At 71.3% G+C, this 20299-nt stretch carries 24 protein-coding genes; 10 read left to right on the top strand and 14 right to left on the bottom strand.

Annotation, left to right across the window (positions count from 1 at the left end):
- Positions 1-34: 34 nt before the first annotated feature.
- Positions 35-514 carry an SRPBCC family protein gene (locus LRS04_RS09480; RefSeq protein WP_257816150.1) on the top strand — a complete coding sequence of 160 codons (480 nt, stop codon included), beginning with the start codon at positions 35-37 and terminating at the stop codon, positions 512-514.
- The gene (locus LRS04_RS09475) at positions 514-1809 is read left to right on the top strand and encodes an MBL fold metallo-hydrolase (RefSeq protein ID WP_257816149.1); all 1296 of its coding nucleotides are present in this window, start codon (positions 514-516) and stop codon (positions 1807-1809) included. The genes LRS04_RS09480 and LRS04_RS09475 overlap by 1 nt, the downstream gene beginning before the upstream one ends.
- Here the strand turns inward: LRS04_RS09475 and LRS04_RS09470 are convergent.
- The 6 genes from LRS04_RS09470 to LRS04_RS09445 all read right to left on the bottom strand — a co-directional run bounded on the left by LRS04_RS09470 (position 1806) and on the right by LRS04_RS09445 (position 6655).
- On the bottom strand, positions 1806-2186 hold the full coding sequence (locus LRS04_RS09470; RefSeq protein WP_257816148.1) for a response regulator: 381 nt from the start codon (positions 2184-2186) through the stop codon (positions 1806-1808). The two genes, LRS04_RS09475 and LRS04_RS09470, sit on opposite strands and share 4 nt — an antisense overlap.
- Positions 2186-4663, bottom strand: coding sequence for a CHASE3 domain-containing protein (locus LRS04_RS09465; protein WP_257816147.1), 2478 nt, complete (start codon positions 4661-4663; stop codon positions 2186-2188). Before LRS04_RS09465 ends, LRS04_RS09470 begins: the two co-directional genes overlap by 1 nt.
- Positions 4664-4762: 99 nt before the next feature.
- Positions 4763-4987, bottom strand: coding sequence for a hypothetical protein (locus LRS04_RS09460; protein WP_257816146.1), 225 nt, complete (start codon positions 4985-4987; stop codon positions 4763-4765).
- Positions 4987-5616 carry a superoxide dismutase gene (locus LRS04_RS09455; RefSeq protein ID WP_257816145.1) on the bottom strand — a complete coding sequence of 210 codons (630 nt, stop codon included), beginning with the start codon at positions 5614-5616 and terminating at the stop codon, positions 4987-4989. Before LRS04_RS09455 ends, LRS04_RS09460 begins: the two co-directional genes overlap by 1 nt.
- A gap of 47 nt (positions 5617-5663) precedes the next feature.
- A complete protein-coding gene (locus LRS04_RS09450; RefSeq protein ID WP_257816144.1) occupies positions 5664-6227 on the bottom strand; it encodes an ATP-binding protein in 564 nt (187 codons plus the stop codon).
- On the bottom strand, positions 6227-6655 hold the full coding sequence (locus LRS04_RS09445) for a PaaI family thioesterase (RefSeq protein WP_257816143.1): 429 nt from the start codon (positions 6653-6655) through the stop codon (positions 6227-6229). The genes LRS04_RS09450 and LRS04_RS09445 overlap by 1 nt, the downstream gene beginning before the upstream one ends.
- 199 nt (positions 6656-6854) lie before the next feature.
- Here LRS04_RS09445 and LRS04_RS09440 point away from each other — a divergent pair, with 199 nt between their 5' ends.
- Entirely contained in the window at positions 6855-8522 is a 1668-nt protein-coding gene (locus tag LRS04_RS09440; RefSeq protein ID WP_257816142.1) for a M28 family metallopeptidase, read from the top strand.
- Between the two features lie 227 nt (positions 8523-8749).
- Here LRS04_RS09440 and LRS04_RS09435 read toward each other — a convergent pair whose 3' ends face one another.
- Positions 8750-8881 (bottom strand): hypothetical protein, encoded by a 132-nt coding sequence (locus LRS04_RS09435; RefSeq protein ID WP_257816141.1) that lies wholly within the window; start codon positions 8879-8881, stop codon positions 8750-8752.
- Positions 8882-9010: 129 nt separating this feature from the next.
- Between LRS04_RS09435 and LRS04_RS09430 the strand changes: the two genes are divergently transcribed.
- A complete protein-coding gene (locus tag LRS04_RS09430) occupies positions 9011-9751 on the top strand; it encodes an EcsC family protein (RefSeq protein WP_257816140.1) in 741 nt (246 codons plus the stop codon).
- Positions 9748-10218 carry a nuclear transport factor 2 family protein gene (locus tag LRS04_RS09425; RefSeq protein ID WP_257816139.1) on the top strand — a complete coding sequence of 157 codons (471 nt, stop codon included), beginning with the start codon at positions 9748-9750 and terminating at the stop codon, positions 10216-10218. The genes LRS04_RS09430 and LRS04_RS09425 overlap by 4 nt, the downstream gene beginning before the upstream one ends.
- A gap of 72 nt (positions 10219-10290) precedes the next feature.
- On the opposite strand, the gene LRS04_RS09420 is transcribed toward LRS04_RS09425, so the two are convergent.
- Positions 10291-10449 (bottom strand): hypothetical protein, encoded by a 159-nt coding sequence (locus LRS04_RS09420; RefSeq protein WP_257816138.1) that lies wholly within the window; start codon positions 10447-10449, stop codon positions 10291-10293.
- A gap of 243 nt (positions 10450-10692) precedes the next feature.
- Between LRS04_RS09420 and LRS04_RS09415 the strand changes: the two genes are divergently transcribed.
- Positions 10693-12462 (top strand): adenylate/guanylate cyclase domain-containing protein, encoded by a 1770-nt coding sequence (locus tag LRS04_RS09415; RefSeq protein WP_257816137.1) that lies wholly within the window; start codon positions 10693-10695, stop codon positions 12460-12462.
- 6 nt (positions 12463-12468) lie between these two features.
- Here LRS04_RS09415 and LRS04_RS09410 read toward each other — a convergent pair whose 3' ends face one another.
- The 3 genes from LRS04_RS09410 to LRS04_RS09400 form a co-directional block, all read right to left on the bottom strand.
- Entirely contained in the window at positions 12469-12873 is a 405-nt protein-coding gene (locus LRS04_RS09410) for a hypothetical protein (RefSeq protein WP_257816136.1), read from the bottom strand.
- A gap of 70 nt (positions 12874-12943) precedes the next feature.
- The gene (locus tag LRS04_RS09405; RefSeq protein WP_257816135.1) at positions 12944-13639 is read right to left on the bottom strand and encodes a Crp/Fnr family transcriptional regulator; all 696 of its coding nucleotides are present in this window, start codon (positions 13637-13639) and stop codon (positions 12944-12946) included.
- 119 nt (positions 13640-13758) lie between these two features.
- Positions 13759-14091 carry a UrcA family protein gene (locus LRS04_RS09400; RefSeq protein ID WP_257816134.1) on the bottom strand — a complete coding sequence of 111 codons (333 nt, stop codon included), beginning with the start codon at positions 14089-14091 and terminating at the stop codon, positions 13759-13761.
- A 233-nt stretch (positions 14092-14324) separates the two neighbouring features.
- Here LRS04_RS09400 and LRS04_RS09395 point away from each other — a divergent pair, with 233 nt between their 5' ends.
- A complete protein-coding gene (locus tag LRS04_RS09395; protein WP_257816133.1) occupies positions 14325-14861 on the top strand; it encodes a peptidylprolyl isomerase in 537 nt (178 codons plus the stop codon).
- Between the two features lie 4 nt (positions 14862-14865).
- Here LRS04_RS09395 and LRS04_RS09390 read toward each other — a convergent pair whose 3' ends face one another.
- Positions 14866-15960 (bottom strand): response regulator, encoded by a 1095-nt coding sequence (locus LRS04_RS09390; RefSeq protein ID WP_257816132.1) that lies wholly within the window; start codon positions 15958-15960, stop codon positions 14866-14868.
- Between the two features lie 562 nt (positions 15961-16522).
- Between LRS04_RS09390 and LRS04_RS09385 the strand changes: the two genes are divergently transcribed.
- The gene (locus tag LRS04_RS09385) at positions 16523-16783 is read left to right on the top strand and encodes a hypothetical protein (protein WP_257816131.1); all 261 of its coding nucleotides are present in this window, start codon (positions 16523-16525) and stop codon (positions 16781-16783) included.
- A 21-nt stretch (positions 16784-16804) separates the two neighbouring features.
- Positions 16805-16945, top strand: coding sequence for a hypothetical protein (locus LRS04_RS09380; protein ID WP_257816130.1), 141 nt, complete (start codon positions 16805-16807; stop codon positions 16943-16945).
- A 445-nt stretch (positions 16946-17390) separates the two neighbouring features.
- Here LRS04_RS09380 and LRS04_RS09375 read toward each other — a convergent pair whose 3' ends face one another.
- Together LRS04_RS09375 and LRS04_RS09370 are read right to left on the bottom strand one after the other, a co-directional pair.
- Positions 17391-17666, bottom strand: coding sequence for a hypothetical protein (locus LRS04_RS09375; protein ID WP_257816129.1), 276 nt, complete (start codon positions 17664-17666; stop codon positions 17391-17393).
- Positions 17667-17765: 99 nt separating this feature from the next.
- Positions 17766-18167, bottom strand: coding sequence for a hypothetical protein (locus tag LRS04_RS09370; RefSeq protein ID WP_257816128.1), 402 nt, complete (start codon positions 18165-18167; stop codon positions 17766-17768).
- Positions 18168-18390: 223 nt separating this feature from the next.
- Between LRS04_RS09370 and LRS04_RS09365 the strand changes: the two genes are divergently transcribed.
- Positions 18391-20217 (top strand): DUF885 family protein, encoded by a 1827-nt coding sequence (locus LRS04_RS09365; protein ID WP_257816127.1) that lies wholly within the window; start codon positions 18391-18393, stop codon positions 20215-20217.
- Positions 20218-20299 lie beyond the last annotated feature (82 nt).

Raw genomic sequence — 20299 nt, 5'->3', positions numbered from 1 at the left:
ACAACCAACGACCATCCTGGGGGAAACAAAGACTATGAAGGTTCAAGCCTGCCTGGCCGCCGTGGCCGCACTCTCGCTCTCGGCCGGCGCCGCAGCCGCCGCCGAGTTCACCACCATCCCGCTGGAGACCGTGGTCGACGCCCCGCCGGAGGTCGTCTGGAAGAAGGTCGGCGGCTGGTGCGATATCGGCGCCTGGATGAAGACCACCTGCGTGATCACGTCGGGCGGCGAGGAGATGGGCTCAGTGCGCCGCATCGCCGACCGCATCGACGAACTGATGGTCGCCAAGACCGCCTGGTCCTACAGCTACAGCCAGCCGAAGAGCCCGATCGATTACCACGGCACCGTCGAGGTCCGCCCCGAGGGCAAGAACAAGTCGCGGCTGATCTACACGCTCGTCTACGACCTGGGCACCCTGCCGACCGCCGAGGCCAAGGCCGCCGACAAGGAGCGCCGGACGAAGATGTTCACCGGCGTGCTCGCGACCATGAAGAGCATCGCGGAAGCCAAGTGATGAAGAGGGCCGTCGCCGCGCTCTGCGCGCTCACCCTCGCCGGGCCGGCGATGGCCCCGTCCGCCTCGTCCCAGGAGGGCCGCCTCGACGGCGGCTCCCCGGTCATGGCCGGCCAGGACCAGAAGGAAGCCCTGCATTTCGCGGGCGGCCGCATCCACCAGGCCGTCGGCTTCGGCAACACCTTCCTGGTGACGACGAAGGACGGCAACGTGGTGATCGACACCTCGAGCGCCTTCAACGTGACCCGTCACCGCGACCTGCTGCGGGCCGTCTCGACGGCGCCGACCCGCGCGATCTTCCTGACCCACGCGCATCCCGACCACACCGGCGGCGTCGCGGCCTGGAAGGAGGCCGGGACCAAGGTGGTGGGCCAGGCGAACGCGGTGGAGTTCAACAACTACCAGACCCGGCTGGCCGGCTTCTTCGCCTGGCGCAACGCCGCCCAGTTCGGCGGCCGGCTGGGGACCGCGGCCAATCCCAACCCGGGCAACTTCGCCGCGCCGAAGCTCGCCGACACGCTGGTGGAGAAGGAACAGGCGCTGAAGGTCGGCGACCTGACCTTCGTCGCCATCGCCACGCCCGGCGAGACCCCGGACCACATGAGCGTCTGGATCCCCGAGCTGAAGGCCGCCTTCGTGGGCGACAACTACTACGCCTCGTTCCCGAACCTCTACACGCTCAGGGGCACGACCACCCGCTACGCGCTCGACTATGTGGCCTCGCTGAACCGGATCATGGCGCTGGAGCCCGAGATCGTCCTGCCCAGCCACGGCGTGCCGATCGAGGGGAAGGCGAAGATCCGCGAGACGCTGACCCAGTACCGCGACGCCATCCAGTACGTGCACGACGCCACTGTCGCCGGCATGAACCAGGGCAAGGACGTCTACACCCTGATGCGCGAGATCCGCCTGCCGCCGGCCCTGGAGGTGGGCGAGGGGTACGGCAACCTGATCTGGTCGATCCGCGGCATCTACGAGGGCTACGCCGGCTTCTACGACGGCGACCCGGCGACCATGTACGCCACCCCGCCGGCGGCCGCCGCCGGCGAACTCGTGACGCTGGCCGGCGGACCAGGGCCGGTGGCCGCCCGGGCCCAGGCGCTGGTCGCCACCGACCCGGAGCTGGCGCTGCGCCTGACCAGTTCGGCGCTGGCGGTCGACCCGAACCACAAGGCGGTGCTCGCCGCCCGCAAGGCGGCGCTGCAGGCCCTGCTGGCGCGCTCGAAGAACTCCAACGAAGCGGGCTGGCTCAGGTCCGGCATCGCCCGGACCGACGCGGCCCTGAACGCGCGCTAGCGGGCGAGGATCGCGCGGACCTCGCCGGCGAAGGCCACGGGGTCGAAGGGCTTGGTCAGCACGCCCGCGGCGCCGGCCTCGATCAGGGGCCGGTGCTCGGCCGCCTGGGCCCGCGCGGTCACGAAGATCGCCGGGGTCCCGGCATGGCCCGGAACCTTGCGCAGCTCGGCCAGGGTCGCGGGCCCGTCCATCTGGGGCATCATCACATCGAGCAGGAAGACGTCGGGCGCGAACCCGCCGCCCCCGACGAGCGCCAGGGCCGCGGCCCCGCTGTCGGCGACGCGGATCTCCATCTCCGGGTCGAGGCCGAGCGCCAGCTCCGCCACCTCGCGGATGAACTCGTCGTCGTCCACGTAAAGCACCTTGAGCGACGCCATCAGTTCCGCACTCCCGCCGTCAGCGCCCGCACCGTCTCGGCGAGCGCGTCGAAGCTCACCCGCGACTTGGTCAGCACCGCCTGCACCTGGCCTACCATGTCGGCGTCGATCTCCTGGCCCGAATAGACGATCACCGGCGTTTGCGGCCCGTCGCCGTTGATCTCCGCGAGCAGGTCCAGGCCCGAACCGTCGGGAAGGCCGACATCGAGGATGATCAGGTCCGGCCGCCTGAGCCGGACCGCCCGCCTGGCCTTGGCCAGGGTCTCGGCGGTGCGCACCTGGCCCGCGCCGGACAGCGAGGCGCGGACCACCTCGGCGAGGTCGGCGTCGTCGTCCACGTGCAGGATGTCGAGCTCGCTGCGTCCGGCGATGGCGCCGGCCACCGCGTCGCTCAGGCGCCCGAGGTCCACCGGCTTGGTGATCCAGTCGGCCACCGCCAGGCTGGAGAGCCCGGCGGAGACGTCGCCGGTCACCACCACCACCGGCAGCTTGCGCCGCGCCGGGTCCTTGCGCAGCCGGGCGAGCAGGCTGAGCCCGTTGCCGTCGGGCAGGTGGAGATCGAGGATCATGGCGTCGACGCCGCCGTCCGCCAGAACCCGCTCCGCCTCGGCGAGGGTGCGCGCCCGGATCAGCTCGAAGCCGTCCAGGGCGAGGCCGCCGCCGATCACCTCGGCCGCATGATCGTCGTCCTCGCAAAGCAGGACCCGCCCGCCCCTGGGCGCCAGGCCGGTCGCCAGCGTTGTCAGCGGCAGCTCCAGCACGAAGCAGGCGCCGTCCGGTCCCGAATGGGCGAGCCGCAGCTCGCCCCGGTGGCGCTCGGCGATCTCGCGCGAGATGGCGAGGCCCAGACCCGAGCCCTCGGCGCTGCGCCGCGAGGAGGCGTCGGCCTGGGCGAAGCGGCTGAACAGGGCCGTCTGGAAGGCCTCGGGGACGCCCGGCCCCTGGTCCTGGACGCTGACGCAGGCGCGGCCCGGCAGCGGCGTCGCCTTCAGCTCCACCGTTCCCCCCGCCGGCGAGAACTTCACCGCATTGGACAGCAGGTTCGACAGCACCTGGATCAGCCGGTCGAGGTCGCCGGAGATCATCAGCGGTTGGTCGGGCAGGTCGAGCCTGACCGTCACCTGCCGCTCCTGAGCGAACCCGGCCATGGCCTCGGCGGCCCGCTCCGCCACATGCCGGAGGTCCAGGGGCCGCATGTCGAAGGCGATCTTGCCCTCCGCGATCTTCTGGATGTCGAGCAGGTCGTTGACCAGCCGGACCAGCCGCTCGCACGAGGTCTTGGCGATGTAGGTCAGCCGCTTGGCCCGCTCCGGCAGCTCGCCCGCCGCGCCGGCGTCGAGCAGGCCCAGCGAGCCGGCGATCGAGGTCAGCGGGGTCCGCAGCTCATGGCTCACCGTGGCCACGAACTCGTCCTTCATCCGCTCGGCCATCTTGCGCTCGGTGATGTCGCGCACCGCGGCCACCACGTGGGCGCCGTCCTTCAGCCGCATGATGGCCAGCGCCACCTCGGCCGGGAAGGTCGTGCCGTCGCTGCGCCGCCCGGTGAACTCCCGCGCCGCGCCCAGGCCGCCGTTGGCGTGCTGGCCGAGCCGGTGCAGGAACAGCCCCTCTCCCGGCGCGAGGTCGATCAGCAGCGAGGAATCCCGCCGGACCAGCTCGTCGCGGCTGTAGCCGAACATCCGCTCGCCGGCCTGGTTGATGGTCTCGATGGTGCCGCTGGGGTTGAGCGTGAAGACGGCGTCGAGCGTGCTCTCGAAGATCGCCGACAGCCGCTCGGACTGCTGCTCCAGGGCCTGCAGCACCACGTCGCGGTTCCGGTTGTGCCGCCGCATGAGCAGGGCCGCGGCGACCAGGTTCAGGCCGACCAGCGCCAGCAGAGTCCCGGCGATCAGCTCCGCCTGGACCTCGCGCCGCCGGGCGGCCGCCCGCCGCTCGGCGAGCGCCGCCGACTCGGCGCCCAGCATGGCGCTGACCGTCGCCCGGATATCGTCCATGGCCCGCTTGCCGGCGCCGGTCGCCACGTGGGCGGCGGCGGCATCGAGCGTGGCGCTGCGGCGCAGGGCGATGTTCTCGGTCATGAAGGCGAGCTTGGCCGCCACCAGACCCTTAAGGCGCTGCACGCGGCCGTACTGGGCGGGCAGGTCGGCGAGGTTGCGCTCGAGCAGGCGCAGCTGGGCGTCGACGTCGCGGACGGCGTAGACATAGGGCTCCAGGAAGGCCTCCTGGCCGCTAATCACGAAGCCGCGCTGGCCGGTCTCGGCGTCCTGCATCAGCGCGAACACCCGCTGGATCTGCGCCTGGCGCTCGTAGGAGGCTTCCTCCGCCTCGCGCAGGGCGGAGCCGCTGCGCAAGGTGGCGAACATCAGCAGCGCGGCGATCAGGACGAGGGCCGGAACCAGCCCGAGCGACAACAGGGCCGCCACGCGGTAGCCGGGCGTGAACGCCCGGACCTGGCTCTCCGACCCCGTCGCCGTCATCTGGCCTCCAAACACAGCCCCGCGCCGCGGGTCGCGCGGCGCAGGGAATCCGGCAGACCTTGGGATACTTCCACGCCGTCTGGAAGCCGCGGGAATCCCTTATGGGGCCTCTTTCGGCGGCGCAGCCGGCGGCGCGGGCCCTTCGCGCACTTCGGCCAGGCCGGCCTCGGCGTCCTTGGTGGCGCTGGCCGCGGCGGCGGCTTCCTGGCGCTTGCCCTCGTCGAGGACCACGGCGGAGACCTCCTTGCCGGCGGCGCCGCCGCCCGTCGTGCCGCAGGCGGCAAGCGGCGCGGCAAGGAGCATCAGGACGGCGGCGCGCAGCATCAGGCCGCCTCGGCGAAGCGCCAGGCTTCCTCGCGGCCCTGGGCGGCGGCGAGCTGGTGGGCGGCGAACTCCCAGTTGGCGACGGTGTCGAACCACTTCTCCAGGAACGCCTTCCGGTCCTGCTTGTAGTCCAGGTAGTAGGCGTGCTCCCAGACGTCGCAGACCAGCAGCGGCGTCGGCGCCTTGTGCGCCAGGGTGCCGCCGTCATGGGTGTCGACCACGGTCAGCTTGCCGTCCTCCACGGCCAGCCAGACCCAGCCCGAGGCGAAATGGTCCGCGCCCACCTGGACGAACTTCTCCTTCAGGCCCGCGAGCCCGCCGAACGCCTCGCCGATCAGGGCCATGAGCTCGGCGGTCGGCTCCTGCCGCTCCGGGGTCATGCAGGTCCAGAAGAAGGCGTGGTTCCAGGCCTGGGCGGCGTTGTTGAAGAGCTTCTTCTCGCCGGCCTTTTCGGCCGCGGCGATGATCTCCTCCAGGCTCTTGCCGTCGAGCCCCTTCTCCTTGGCGAGCGTATTGGTGGTCTCCACGTACTTGGCGTGGTGCTTGTCGTGGTGGGTCCGCATGGTGGTCGCCGAGATCGTCGGCTCCAGCGCTTCATAGGGATAGGGCAGCGGCGGCAGCTTGATCATGGCGGGGCTCCTGTGGGCTCGGGCACGAGAGATGGGGGCTTCCTGCCTCAACCCCCAGCCGCGCCGCGCCGTTCCGCCTCGACGAAGGCCAGCACCCGCTCGAACGTCGCCTCCGGCGCAAGGTCCGTGGTGTCGAAACGGAGCGTGGCGTCCCCGTCCCGGTCGATCAGCACCCGGCCCGAGCGCGCGCCATTGAACAGCTTCGGGTCCGTCAGCTTCCGCGACGCCGCCCGGCCCGGCGAGGCGATCCGCCGGTCGAGCTCGTCCGCCTGGCAGTCCAGCACGACCACCAGCAGCCGCGACCCGCGCTGGCGGGCGAGATCGGTCCAGGCGTCCCAGTTCTCGTTGCCCCAGCCGCTGTCGGTCATGTGGGCGTTGGTGGCGACCACGGGCGTCTCCGCCGGCAGCTCCAGAACCCGCTGGAACGCCAGCTCGCGCATGGCCCTGAGGGTCTCGTAATAGGGCTCGGACTTCATCTCGGTGAGCGCCAGGGCGAGGTTGTAGACCGAGTGGTTGTCGACGAGCCTGCCGCCGATCGCATCCGTCAGCCGCCGGGCGAGGGTCAGCTTTCCCGCCCCGGGATAGCCGTTGATGTGGACGAGGACCGACATCAGCGCGGGTAGAGAATGACCTGGGTGCAGCGGAAGGCGGCCATCAGCCGGCCGCTCGCCGGGTCCGTCATGGTCGCGTCCCACACCTGCGTGGTGCGCCCGCCGTGCAGCAGCTGCGCCGTGCAGAGCGCCGCGCCCTCGCGCAGGGTGCCGGTGAAGTTGCACTTCACCTCCGCGGTGGTGAAGCCGCTCGCCCCCTCCGGCCAGGCCGTCGAGACTCCGTAGGCGCAGAGGATGTCGGCCACCGACAGCACCGCCCCGGCCAGCAGGTAGCCGGTGTGCGCCACGAGATCCGGGCGCACCTCGAAGCGCCCCGCCACCCGGCCGTCGGCGACCTCGGTGATCTCGAGCCCGAGGTGGCCCGGCAGCTTGCCGGCGTTGGCCCGATTGAGGTCGTCCACGCTGGTGCGGTTGGTCGTCGCCGGCATCTTCCCCTCTTTCCCGGAGTGACCTCCTTCAGGAGGGTCTCCGCCATCATTCTCATGGCAGATGCGAGCCTGTGGCCCGAAGTCAGTCAAGGACCGGCCGCCGGCCGGCTGCGCCGCGGCGGCCCTCCGGGCCGTCCTTGAATGACTTCGGACCACAGGCAGACTGGCCACCATGAGATTTAAGGCTATGGGTGCGCGGATGCGCATACTCCTGACCGCCCTGTCCGCCGCCGCACTCGCGGCCGCCGTTCCCGCCCTCGCCCAGCCGTCCACCGCCCCCATCGACCCGGCGAAGCTCTCCGAACACACCCGGATCCTGTCCGGCCCCGAGTTCCACGGCCGCGCGCCGGGCGGCCCCGGGGAACAGGCGACGGTCGACTACGTGGTGGGTCAGTTCAAGGCGCTGGGCCTGAAGCCGGCCGGCGACAAGGGTGGCTGGACCCAGGCCGTGCCGCTCATCCGGACCCAGGTCGGCGCCGGGGCCAAGGTCACGCTCAACGCCGGCGGCCAGCCGCAGACCCTGACCCAGTTCAAGGAGGTCCGCCTCCACGCGCTGCGCCCCGATCCGAAGGTGCAGGTGGCCGACGCCCCGCTCGTCTGGGTCGGCTACGGCGTCGCGGCGCCCGAGCGCGGCTGGGACGACTTCAAGGGCGTCGACCTCAAGGGGAAGGTCGCCGTCATTCTGATCAACGACCCCGACTTCGAGGCGAAACCCGGCGAGCCCGTTGCCGGCAAGTTCGGCGGCCAGGCGGCCACCTACTACGCGCGCTGGACCTACAAGTACGAGGAGGCCTTCCGCCAGGGGGCGGTCGGCGCCCTGATCGTCCACGAGACGGCCGGCGCGGCCTACGGCTGGTCGACCATCACCGCCTCCAATGGCGAGAGCTACGACGTGCGGCGCGCCGACCCTTCGAAGGAGAAGCTGGCCTTCGAGGGCTGGATCACCCGCGAGCTGGCCGTCGACCTGTTCGCGAAGTCCGGCCTCGACTTCGAGGCCGAGAAGGCCCGCGCGCGGACCGCCGGCTTCACGCCCGTGGCGCTGAAGGACGCCAAAATCTCCGTCGACCTCGACGTGACGACCGAGACGCTGGAGAGCCGCAACATCCTGGCCGCCCTGCCCGGCAAATCGCGGCCCGGCGAAAGCGTCATGTACGCCGCCCACTGGGACGGCTACGGCGTGGGCCCGGCGGACGCCCAGGGGAACACCATCCGCCCGGGCGCGCTCGACGACGCCATCGGGGTCGGCGGGGTGATCGAGATCGCCCGGGCCTTCGCAGCCGGGCCGCGTCCCGAGCGCACCATCGTCTTCGCCGCCTGGACCGCCGAGGAACGCGGCCTGCTGGGCTCGGAATACTATGCGAGCGCGCCGAGTTATCCGCTGGAGACCACGGTCGCCAACTTCACCCTCGACGTCCTGCAGCCGCTCGGCCCGTCGAAGGACGTGGTGCTGGTGGGCGCGGGCCAGAACGAGCTGGAGCAGCACCTGGCCTACGCCGCCGCCCGCCAGGCCCGGGTGGTGACCCCCGACGCCCGCCCGGAGCGGGCGCTGTTCTACCGCGCCGATCACTTCTCGCTGGCCAAGCGCGGGGTGCCGGTGCTGCTGCTGATGGCGCTGGGCGGCGCGCCGGACCTGGTGGAGGGCGGCCGCGCGGCCGGCGACCGCTGGGTCGCCGACTACACCGCCCGCTGCTACCACCAGACCTGCGACGCCTGGAGCGGTGACTGGAACCTGACCGGCGCGGCCCAGGACGTGGCGCTGGTCTACGAGGCCGGCAAGTCGCTGGCGACCTCCCGGCGCTGGCCGCAGTGGAACGCCAGCTCGGAGTTCAAGGCCCTGCGCGACGCGAGCGCCGCCCGGCGGAGATAGGGAAAGAAGCGCCGTGGTCGGACGCGGGTGCGTGTGGTGCGCCCGACCACGGCTGGCGCCTGATCCGCCGGCAGGCCCGGTTCCGTTCCGCGCGTCCTACCTCTTGGGGCTGGAAGGACGGCGACGCGGTCGGCCCGGCTGGCGGCCCGGGGAGGAAGGCCGCAGCCTTAGAGCGCTCGGAAGCGCCCTAACTCCTGGACCTTTCGAACACGATGCGAGCATCGTGTTCAGGGCCCCGGATCAGGACCAAGCAGGAAAGCGACAGCGCCGAAGACGGAGGCGATGAGCAGGCAGAGGATCGGCAGGCTCCGCCAGAGCCGTTCGGCCCAGGCGGCGTCCCGTGGTCCCCAGCCGTTCATCCCTTGCTCCCCCCTCTTCGACGAGCCTGCTGAAGGTGCGCCTTCCGCCGCGTCCGGACCGTGACCGGGGTCACAGACACCCATCTGCGTGCGTCCTGCCCGGTTTCTGCGTTAGATGGACCGACACCCATGCCGCCGACCCCGCCCTTCGCCGCTTCCGACGCCGAGTACGAGGCCTGGGCCCGCCAGGAGGCGGCCCATTGGCGCAGGCGTGTGCTGAAGCCGGCCGGCCCGATCGACAAGGCGGCCCGCGGCCTGCAGCAGAGGATCAACCAGGCGATCCCGGAGAAGGTGCACACGGCCGTCACCGCGGTGATCGAGCGCCTGACGCGGACCATCCTCGCCGGCTCGGACCTGACCACCGGCGCGCCGCTCGAGGGCCTGTCGCTCCGCGAGCGCGACACCCGCGCCCGCCGCGCCATCGAGGGCTACCGCAACGCCGCCGCCGTCGAGGGCGGGGTGACCGGGGCCGGCGGCTTCTTCATGGCCATGGCCGATTTCCCGGCCCTCCTCACCCTGAAGATCAAGCTGCTGTTCGACCTCGCCGCCATCTACGGCAAGTCGGGCGAGGACTTCGCCGAGCGCCTCTTCCTGCTGCACGTCTTCCAGCTCGCCTTCTCCGGCGCCGGCCGTCGCGGGGACGTCCTGGCGGCCATCGAGACCTGGGACGCCGATCCGCACCCGGAGAGCTTCGAGGCCTTCGACTGGCGCCGCTTCCAGCAGGAGTACCGGGACTACATCGACCTGGCGAAGCTCGCCCAGATGCTGCCGATCATCGGCGCGCCGGTCGGCGCCGTGGTCAACTGGCGGCTCACCGAACGGCTCGGCGAGACGGCGATGAACGCCTACCGCCTGCGGGCGCTCAGATGAGACGGCTCGTCCTCCTCGCCGCCGCCGTCCTCCTCTGCGCCGCCGCACCGGCCCGGATCACCGACGCCGAGGTCCGCGCCTTCGTCGACCGCCAGACCCGCGCCTGGAACGCCGGCGACGTCGGCGCCTGGGCCGCGCTGCACACGGCCGATGCCCGCTTCACCGACCAGACCCGCACCGGCAAGGGCGAGATTGTCGCCTATGGGACCAGCACCCTTCCCCAGGCCCGTAAGCAGGCCCAGCGCTTCTTCGCCGGCTCGAAGATCCAGGAGACCGGCCGGATCGAGAAGGTCGAGATCGCCCCCGACGGCGCCTCGGCCCGCGTGACCCAACGCAAGGCCAGCCGCATCACCGCCGAGGGCCGCGTCCGGACGTCGTGTGCGGTAAGCGTGCAGACGGTGGTGAAGACGGCGGGCCGCCTGCGGTCGCAAGGGCGAGTGGACACGCTCTACAAGTGTCCGCGGTGATGGGCGCTCGCCAACGTCCGCAACGGGTCGAAGCTCGCCCTCCTTCGTGATCAAGAAGGCTTCGCTGCCCCCTCACGTACAGCTTGTCGCCATCCCCAGCAGCCCGCCCAGCAGGGCGATCATCAGCATGGCGCCGGCGAAGTCCGCCCACACCACCTTGCGCCAGCCCGGATCGTCCTGACACGCCGTGGTTTCCAGCCAGCGCCCGCCGCCCCGTTCCCTGAGAACCATCGCCCTCTCGCTCCCTCCAGCCTCCAACCCCCGGCCTGGAAGCCGCCGGTATCGCGCCGGCTTGCCGGACGTGGCGTGACGTCCGTCACAGGCAAGGCTTGCGCAGATGGGGCGAACGTGGTCACCGAACGCCACTCCGGCATGTTGCCTTCGGGGCGGCGGCGCATATGCTGCGATGCAGCGAGCCGCACGGGGGCGCCGGCCGGTCAACGGATGGTGTGCGGTTCAGGAAGAGGGGCGTAGGTGTCGAGCAGGAAGGTCGAACGACGTCTGGCGGCGATTCTCGCCGCCGACGTGGCAGGCTATAGCCGGCTCGTCGCGGCGGACGAGGAAGGCGTGCTGCGCCGGTTCGCGACCCATCTCCACGACGTCATCGAGCCCGCCGTCTCGGAGCACGGCGGCCGGATCTTCAAGACGCTCGGCGACGGCCTCCTGGTCGAGTTCGCCAGCGCGGTCGGCGCGCTGCGCTGCGCGCTGGCCATCCAGGCCGGCGTCGGCGAGAGCAACCGGCCGGTCCCCGAGGTCGAACGGCTGGAGTTCCGCATCGGCATCCACACCGCCGACGTGGTCATCGAGGAGGGCGACATCTTCGGCGACGGGGTGAACGTCGCCGCCCGGCTGGAAGCCATCGCCGAACCCGGCGGGATCTGCGTCTCGGCACGGGTGCAGGAGGACGCACAAGGCCGCCTCGACGCCGAGTTCGACGACCTGGGCGAGCAGCCGCTGAAGAACATCCCCCGTCCGGTGCGCGCCTACCGCGTGCGGCTGGGCGAGCCGGGCGGCGCCGCCGGCGAGGCGGCCCGCGCCGCGGCGCTCCCCCTGCCCGCCAAGCCCTCCATCGCGGTCCTGCCGTTCCACAACATGAGCGGCGACCCCGAACAGGAATATTTCGCCGACGCCATCACCGAGGACATCGTCACCGCGCTTTCCCGCTGGCGCTGGTTCTTCGTCATCGCCCGGGATTCCAGCTTCGCGTTCAAGGGCCGGGCGGGCGACCCCGGCCGGGTCGGCCAGGAGCTGGGTGTCCGCTACGTCCTGGAAGGCAGCGTGCGCCGGGCCGGCCAGCGGGTGCGGGTCACCGCACTCCTCGTGGAGGCGGCCACCGGGGCTCACATCTGGGCCGATACCTTCGACCGCGAGATGGTCGACATCTTCGCCCTGCAGGACGAGATCACCGAGCAGGTGGTCGGCGCCATCGAGCCGGCCATGCTGCACTCGGAGGGCATGCGGGTCTCGCGCAAGAGCCCGCACGACCTGACGGCCGTGGACTGCTTCCAGCGCGGCATGTGGCACCTCAACAAGATGAGCGCGGAGGGCTTCCGCGCGGCCCGGGATCTGTTCCGCCAGGCGCTGGAGCTCGATCCCGATCTGGCGCTCGCCCACATCGGCCTGGCCCGCTCGCTCTACGGCGCGGCGATCTACGGCTGGTCCGACCAGCCCAAGGCCGACATCATCGACGCCTACGCCTCGGCGCTGAACGCCATCCGTTGCGACCCGCGCGACGCCTATGGCTATTTCGCCGCCTCGGGGGCGGCGCTCTACCTCGGCCGCCACCGCGAGGCGCTGGAGGCGGCGCGGAAGGCGATCGTGCTCAATCCGAACTTCGCCTTCGGCCACTTCCGGCTGGGCCAGGTGCTGACCTATTCGGGCCGCGCCAAGGAAGCGATCGCGCCGATCGAGCGCAGCCTGCGCTACAGCCCCTTCGACCCGCAGCTGGGGCCGATGCACCGGATGCTGGCCCTGGCGAATTTCCACGCGGGCGATTTCGCGGAGGCCGCCGCCCAGGCGGAGGCGGCGATCCGGCTGAACGACCTGGCGGCCAGCGCCCTGCTGGCCGCGTCGCTGGCCCGCCTCGGCCGGTTGGAGGAGGCCGCGCGCGCCTATCCGCAGGAGCTGCGCGCGCGGATGCGAGCGCGGGTGGTGCACCCGCAACCGTACGCCAACGCCGCCGACCGGGACGCCTTGATGAGCGCCGTCCGGCTGGCGACGGAGGCAGGCGAGTACGTCCGCTAGGTCCGGTTACTTGGACTTCGCCACGCTCGGCCCGGCGATCGGGTGATCGTCGTCCGGGTAGCGGCTCTTGATGAGCACGGTGACGCCGCCCTTCGTCATCTTCGTATCGGGGGCCTGCCAGACGGTCATCTCGTAGTCGTAGCCCGGAGCCCACGCGAAGGTGACCTGGGTCGGCGGCTCGGTGGACAGCGCCTCGTGGATCACGGCGCGGAGCCCCGCCCGCATGGCCGGCGGCATCTCCTTCAGGTAACCCTGCCAGGCGGTGACCAGCTTCGGGTGGTCCTGCATCAGGAAGCTGTAGTCCGGGTCGTTCCCCGGCGCGAAGTGATGCTTGTTCTTCGCCAGGGCCGCGATCTTCTCGCGGCCCATGTGAACGTTCAGCTCGCCGAGCAACGTCTGGAACATCGGCATGTGTGGTCGCCCCTTCTTTCCCCAATAAACTTGATCTACGCAGCACTCGTCCCCGCGGCCGGACCCCCGTTCAGCCGCTCAGACGTTCCTTCACCACGCCCTGCAGGCGGTCGGCGACCAGCACGCGGACGCCCGAGGCGGTCCGTTCGACCCAGCCTTCGTTCATCCAGTCGCGGAGCTTGCGGTTGACCTTCTCGCGGCTGACGCCGACGCGGCGGGCCATCTCGGTCTGGGTGAGCGCGATCAGCCCGCGCGCGTTCTGCTCGGCGAGGAGCAGGCGGGCGAGGCGGCCGCCGAGGTCGAGCGCCGAGCGGGCCTCGAGGTCGGCGTTGGTGGCGCGCAGGCGGCGGCTGAGCTCGGCGACCAGGGCGACGCAGGCCTTGGGCTCGCTCTCCAGCACATCCATCAGGGCGGCGCGGGGAATGCGCCACAGCCGGGTCTTGCGGGTGGCGACCATGTCAGCCGAGCGGGGGCCGCCGTCGAGGACGGCCATCTCGCCGACCACCGAGCCGCGGCCCAGCGCGGTCAGCCGGATCTCGCGGCCGCCGATGGTCGTGGAGCGGATCTCCACCTCGCCGTCGAGCACGACGAACACGGCGTCGCCGGGATCGCCCTCCTGGGCCAGCAGCACGCCGGCGGTCAGGGCGACGGGAGCGCCGCGGCGGGCCAGCGTGGTCGCCGCCGCCGGCGAGATGTGCTTCAGCACCTCGCTCGCCGCCAGCGCCGAGCGGACCTGCTCGAAATCGTCTGCGCCCGGAGAAGTCACGCCCGCCTCCAGCCCAGCGGTCCTGACAGCAGGACTCGATGTTCGCGGCCGGGCTATGCCGGCCGCGAAGTTAGCACCGAAAGCGTCACCATCGGAAGCGGTCACGTTACGCCGTTCCCCTAACGCCGGGCGAGCAGGAAGGACTGCTCGGTCTGCAGCAGCGCCGTGACGCGCGGGGCGCCCAGCGCGGCGACGGCCTTCTCGGTCATCCGCTTCTTGCACTTGTAGATGGTCTCGCGCCGGGCCACCGACATGGTCGTGCGGTAGTCGGGCGCGCAGTACTGGCCGGACGCATCCTCGATGCGGCGGAGCGCGGCCCGGGCGCCGGCGTGGCTGGACACGTTCAGGTCGCCCGTACGGACGATCATCACGTCCTCGGCGGCGGTCGCGCCGGCGCCGATCGTCAGGGCCGCGGCGAACGCCGATGCGGCGATCATCTTGCGGTTGGTCATGGTCTTCTCCTCGTTCGTGTCGCGAACTGGCGACGCTCGAGGTTTAAGGCGAAGCTTCCCGCCGGGCTGTGACACCTGTCACCGCCGTTGCTGGCGCGGCGTGGGACGGGCTAGCGTGCGGTCCATGCCTAACCGCCGGATCCTCCTCGCCGCCGCGCTCGCGCTCTTCGCCGGCCCGGCGCTCGCCCAGCCCGCCGGGACGCCAGCGCCGGCCCCCCGCCGCCGCGCCGCCCGTGCGCGTGGCCCTGACCACCACCGAGGGCGTGATCGTTCTGGAGCTCGACGCCGCCCGCGCACCGGTCACCGCCGGCAACTATCTGAAGTACGTCGACCGCAAGCTCTACGACGGCGCGGCCTTCTACCGGGCGTCCACCGCGCCCGGCGGACCCAAGGACTACGGCCTGCTGCAGGGCGGACTGCAGAACGATCCGAAAAAGGTCCTGCCGCCGATCGCCCACGAGAGCACCCTGAAGACCGGCCTGTCGAACAAGGACGGGACGATCGCCATGGGCCGGCACGCGCCCGGCACCGCCCAGGCCGACTGGTTCATCTGCGTCGGTGACCAGTCCTACCTCGACGCAGACCCGAAGGATCCCAAGGCCGCCGGCTTCGCGGCCTTCGGCCGGGTGGTCGAGGGGATGGATGTGGTGAAGAAGATCCTCGCCATGCCGGTCGACCCGAGCCGGGGCGAGGGCGCCATGAAGGGCGAGATGCTGGTGTCGCCCGTGAAGATCCTCACCGCCCGGCGGGTCGCCCCGCCGGCCGGCTAGGGGATCAGGCGACCGCGCTGAGGTCTTCGCTCTCGCGGGAGAGCGCGCGGGCGAGCGCGGTGAGCAGGCCGGCCGCGGTGATCGGCATGGGCATGTGCAGGTCCGCGCCGGCGGCGATCGCCTGGGCCGCGGCCCCGCCGTCCCTGGAGACCGCCAGGATCGGCGCGCGGCGCAGGCCGGCCTCGTCCTCGTTGCGACGGATCACCCGGACGCCGTTCAGGCCGTCGCCCATCTCGACGTTCATCAGGATCAGGTCGAACACCTGGCCGCTGGCCAACTGGGCAGCTTCCGCGCCCGAATGGGCCTCGGAGAGCTCGATCTCCACGTCGGTCTCGGCGAACACCATGCGCACGCCGTGCCGGCGGGCGGGGTCGGCGTCGGCGGACAGCACGCGGATGCGGCCGGACGGCGTGACGGGGGCCTTCTTCCGGGTCTTGGCGGGCGCGGCCGGGGCGTCGGTCGTCGCCTCGGCGACCAGGCGGTCCAGCGACTGGGCGGCGCCCTCGATCACCGTGATCATCTTCTTCAGGTCCGGCGTGTCGCAGACCTTGGTCAGCACCTGGGCCGCGCCCAGTAGGCCGTCCAGCGGCGCGCGCACCTCGGGGCCGAGGTCGGTCATGGCGGCGGACTTGTTCTGCGCCTGCTCGATCGACTCCTGCAGGCCGGTCAGGGTCTGCTCCAGCTCGCGGTAGGCGGCGCGGCTGTGGTCCTCGGCGCGCTTGCGGCGGAGCTGCATCTCCACGCGGGCGGCGGCGACCTCCATGTCCACCGGCTTGGTGATGTAGTCGTTGGCGCCCATCAGCAGGGCCTCGACCACGTCCTCGCTCGCCGACTTGGCGGTGACCATGATCACCGGGAGCTGGTTCTCGGTGTGCTCCTCGCGGATCCGGCGCAGCACCTCCAGGCCGTCGATCCCGGGCATCATGATGTCCAGCAGGATCACGTCGAACGGCTCGCGGGCGATCAGGTTGAGCGCCGACAGGCCGTCCACGGCCTCCAACACCTCGTAGCCGAGGCGCGTGAAGCGGCGGTTCAGGATGATGCGGTTGTCCTCGGTGTCGTCGACCACCAGGAGGCGGGGCAAGGCTTGCGGCTGCATGGACTCACGCGTGGCTGGGGCGCTAGGCCCGTTGAGGCTCATCGCCGAGTGTCCACGCGCACGCTTAAGTATCGGTATATGCTGATCGGCAACCGGGGATCGGGCCTCGCGGGGCGATGGCCGCTCGCCCGGGCGGGGTTCAGCCCTCGGCCATCACCATCCGCGCGACCAGCAGCCAGAAGGCGGCGCAGAACGCGGCGCTCACCGCCAGGCCGGTCACGCGAAAGACCACTCTCGCCATCGCCCGCCGCTCGCCTCCCGAGGTTGATTCCACAACCCTTCGATGCATAACGCACGAATGCGCGCGCAAGGTCCCGGGGCCCCGGAATGGGCGCGCCAGGCGCAGTCGGGGGCCCCGCGCGCTTGCGTCGCGCGGCGTGCGATCAAGTCCGCGTCCCGCGCGACGAAGTGGCCGAACCCGGGTCTCAGGCGAACAGAAACCGGGCCGGCGAACGCCGGTCCGCCAAGCGGCGCCACAAAGCCGTGATCGCGTCGGTCCGGTCCGCTCCGGAACCGCAGCCGCGGCTGTGCTTTTCATGGCCCAGTTCGAGGAGAGTGCCTCTTGACCCGACAACCTGATCAGGCCCGCAAAGCCCGCCGCGCTGTCCGTGTCCGGATCGCCCGCGGCCTCGCCCGCTGCCGCCGCGCCCTCGCCCGGCGCCGCCTGGCGGAGCCGGCGCCACCGCTCCCCGAAAGCCGGCCCTTCGTGTTCCCGGACCTCCGTGTGCTGCACCGTCAGGAGCTGCTCAGGCTGGAGCGGGACCAGTTCCCCATGTGGCGTCCGGACTACGAGAAGGTCCGCGCCCTCCAATCGTGCGCCTGAGGGCGCAAAGGGAGCCTTGCCGTGAAGAACCGCACCCCCCGCACCTTCCAGGTCGTCTACCGCCGCCGGAAGGTCCTGAACCGCCCCGACATCCGTCCCCAGCATCTGGCTGTCGCCCCGCCCGAGACCCGCGGCCGCCTGATGCTCGGCGGCCGGTCCTGACCGCGCCGCCAGGGCCGTCCCGCCAGGAGCCGTCGCGCGTCGCGCAGGTCGCGCGTCTCGACCGCATCGGCGAAGGCCTGCCAGATCGGGGCCAGCACGTCCCTGGCGCCGCGCGGATCGCCACGATCCTGTAGCCGGGCCGCCAGGTCGCGCGCCCGGCTTCCGCACCGCGCCCGCACACCCCATAGGCGCTGCGCGCATGCCGCAATGGCCGCGGAATTGGTGTCCGCCACCGCGTTCCAGGCCGCGAGGCCATGCCGGTGGATCGCGCGAGGTCGCCGCCTTCATCGACGCCGCCGCCGCCGTGAAGTGATCCGGCAGGGCCGGCCTCAACCCCGCCCGCAGACAGCAAAAAAGCCTCGCTGCCCGGGGTGAGCAGCGAGGCCTTCTTTACGCTCGGGCCCGCGACGTGACCGCGGGTCCGTTACTTCTTGACTGTGGACGACTACTTTTCGGCCGGCGGGGTCGCCATGTTGGCGTCCGACGGGCTGGTGTTCGGCGTGTTGGCCGTGGTGGCGCCGCCGTCGGCGTTGCCCGCCTGTTGCTCGATCGCGTCCGCCTGGGCGTTGAGCTGGGTTTCCTGGGCCTCGTTCGGCGTGGCGGCGGCTTGCGCTTCCAGGCTGTCGGCCTTGGCTTCGGCGGCCTTGTCGGCCGAGCTTTCGCCACAGGCGGCCAGGCTCAGAGCCGCGCAGGCGGCGGCGATCGCGGTAATGACGCGCATTGGGATATCCTCTCCTTGATCTGTTCCCCGGTGCAGTCGGAAGCGCACGAACTCGTGAATTGGTTCCGGGAACCGAACGCTACGGCCGAAAAATAAGCTTCACCCGGCGACCGGGTGGATCACGGCCGCCGCCAGGACCGGCGCCGTCACGCCCCGGCGCAGCGTGTGCAGCGGCGCGTCCCAGCCGAACTCCGGGTGCGGGGTGGTGAGGAACAGATAGACCTGCCACGGGTCGTCGCCGAGCAGGTCGAAGAGCGCCGGCAGGGCGGGAAGCAGCGACCGGTCGCCGCCCACCTGCCACATGGGGGCGCGGATACAGCCCGCGCCCACATCGAACGCCAGGACCTCGCGGCCCAGGCGCCGCCGGTCGAGTTCGGCGGGCGCGAACCCCGCAAGCTGGGCGAAACTCTCGCCGCTCAGCATGTCCGCGCCGGTCAGGATGGCCGCCTCCAGGGCATGGCCCGTCGTCCCCCGCCGCGCCGCTGCGCCCAGACTTCCCACGCTGTCCAACTCCCCGCAGGGCCGCACCCCAAGCGCCCCACGTCGGCGATGCTGCCTGCCCGCCCGCCGCGAAGTCCTGTGACCGCGGTCACAGACAGGGCCGCGGCGCAGCCCTTGCCCCCGTGCCAGCAACCCTTGCCCCCGCGGAGCGACCCTTGCCAAGAATTCACTTATCGGACCCGCCGGCTCGCGTAAGGTCGCCGCCGTATCGTCTGGGGGCCTCATGTTACGCATCGCCATTTCCGCCGCCGCGCTTCTCGCCGGCCTCGCCGCGCCGACCGTCCAGGCCCAGCCGGCCGCGACGCCCGCGCCCGCCGCCGCGCCGGCCGCGTCCGAGGACGCCCGGCTCGCAACCCTCTTCCAGCAGGCCTTCATGGAGGTGATCCAGGAGAGCCCGGAGAGCCTGACCCAGCTCGGCATGAAGGTCCGCTACGGCGAGCTCGGCGACTACACCAAGGCCGCCCAGGACAAGCAGCTCGCGATCGGCGAGAAGTACCTCGCCCGCATGAAGGCCGAGTTCGACCCCGCGAAGCTCTCGCCCGCCTCGCGGATGTCCATGCAGCTCTTCGAGCGCCAGGTCGCGACCACCCGCAGCCAGACGAAATGGTACTGGCAGGGCTACGCCGTCTCCTCCACGGGCAGCGCGCTGGACGGCGTGCCGGTGATGATGATCAACGCCCACCGGATCGACAGCGTCGCCGACGCCGAGGCCTATGTCTCGCGCCTGAAGGCCGTCGAGCGCGTGGCCAACGAGGTCGCCGCCGACCTCGACGAGCGCACCGCCAAGGGCTACCTGCCGCCGGCCTTCGTCTTCGGCCGGGTGATCCCCGACGCCCGGAACCAGCTCAAGGGCGCGCCGTTCGACGGCGGCGCCGACCACGCCGTCTGGGCCGACTTCAAGAAGAAGGTCGCCGCCCTGAAGGCCGACGACGCCGCCAAGGCGAAGCTGCTGGCCGACGGCGAGGCCGCCCTGAAGGGCCCGTGGAAGACGGGCTACGAGCGCTACATCGCCGCGCTGGAGGCCATGTCGAAGAAGGCTGTCGCCGTGAACGGCGTCTGGGCGCTCCCCGACGGCGACGCCTTCTACGCCGACCAGGTGGCCTTCTTCACCACCACGTCGCTCACCCCCGACCAGATCCACCGGACCGGCCTCTCCGAGGTCGCCCGGGTCCGCGCCGAGATGGACCAGATCCGGCAGAAGGTGGGCTTCAAGGGCGACCTGGCGGCCTTCTTCGCCCACGTGAAGACCGACCCGAAGTTCCACTATCCGAACACCGACGCCGGCAAACAGCAGTACCTGGCCGACGCCAAGAAGATCATCGCCGACTACATGGCCGTGGCCGACCGCCAGTTCTCGGCGCTGCCGAAACAGGCGCTGGAGGTGCGCGCCGTCGAGCCGTTCCGCGAGAAGACCGCGTCCGTGGCCTTCTACAACCAGGGGGCCCCGGACGGCTCCAGGCCGGCGATCTTCTACGTGAACCTGTCGGACATGACCCAGGTGCTGAAGCCGCAACTGGAGGGCATCGCCTACCACGAGGGGGCGCCCGGCCATCACTTCCAGATCGCCCGCGCCCAGGAGCAGCAGGGCCTGCCGATGTTCCGCAGGTACGCCTACTACGGCGCCTACCTGGAGGGCTGGGGCCTCTACGCCGAGAAGCTCGCCAAGGAGGCCGGCTTCTACCAGGACCCCTACAACGACTTCGGCCGGCTCTCGCTGGAGCTCTGGCGGGCGGCGCGCCTCGTCGTCGACACCGGGGCGCACGCCAAGCGCTGGAGCCGGGATCAGGTCGTCCAGTACCTGCGCGACAACACCCTGCTCTCCGAACGGGACATCCAGTCGGAGACCGACCGCTACTTCACCAACCCCGGCCAGGCGACCAGCTACAAGGTCGGCCAGCTCAGGATCCTGGAGCTGCGCGAGAAGGCCAAGACGCAGCTCGGCCCGAAGTTCGACCTCAAGGCCTTCCACGAGGTGGTCCTCGCCAACGGCGCCCTGCCCCTCGACGTCCTCGAAACCGAGGTCGACGCCTGGGTGGCGCGGACGAAATGACGTTTCGCCTCTCCTCGGCGCCTGGCGCCGGGGAGAGGCGCCCCATTCATAGCGCCTGCTTATCAATAGCCGGCACACATCT

Source organism: Phenylobacterium sp. J367, from assembly GCF_024699985.1.
Taxonomy (GTDB): Bacteria; Pseudomonadota; Alphaproteobacteria; order Caulobacterales; family Caulobacteraceae; genus Phenylobacterium.
The sequence above is the reverse complement of the archived record's forward strand: the minus strand, read 5'-3'. Positions and strand labels throughout refer to the sequence as shown.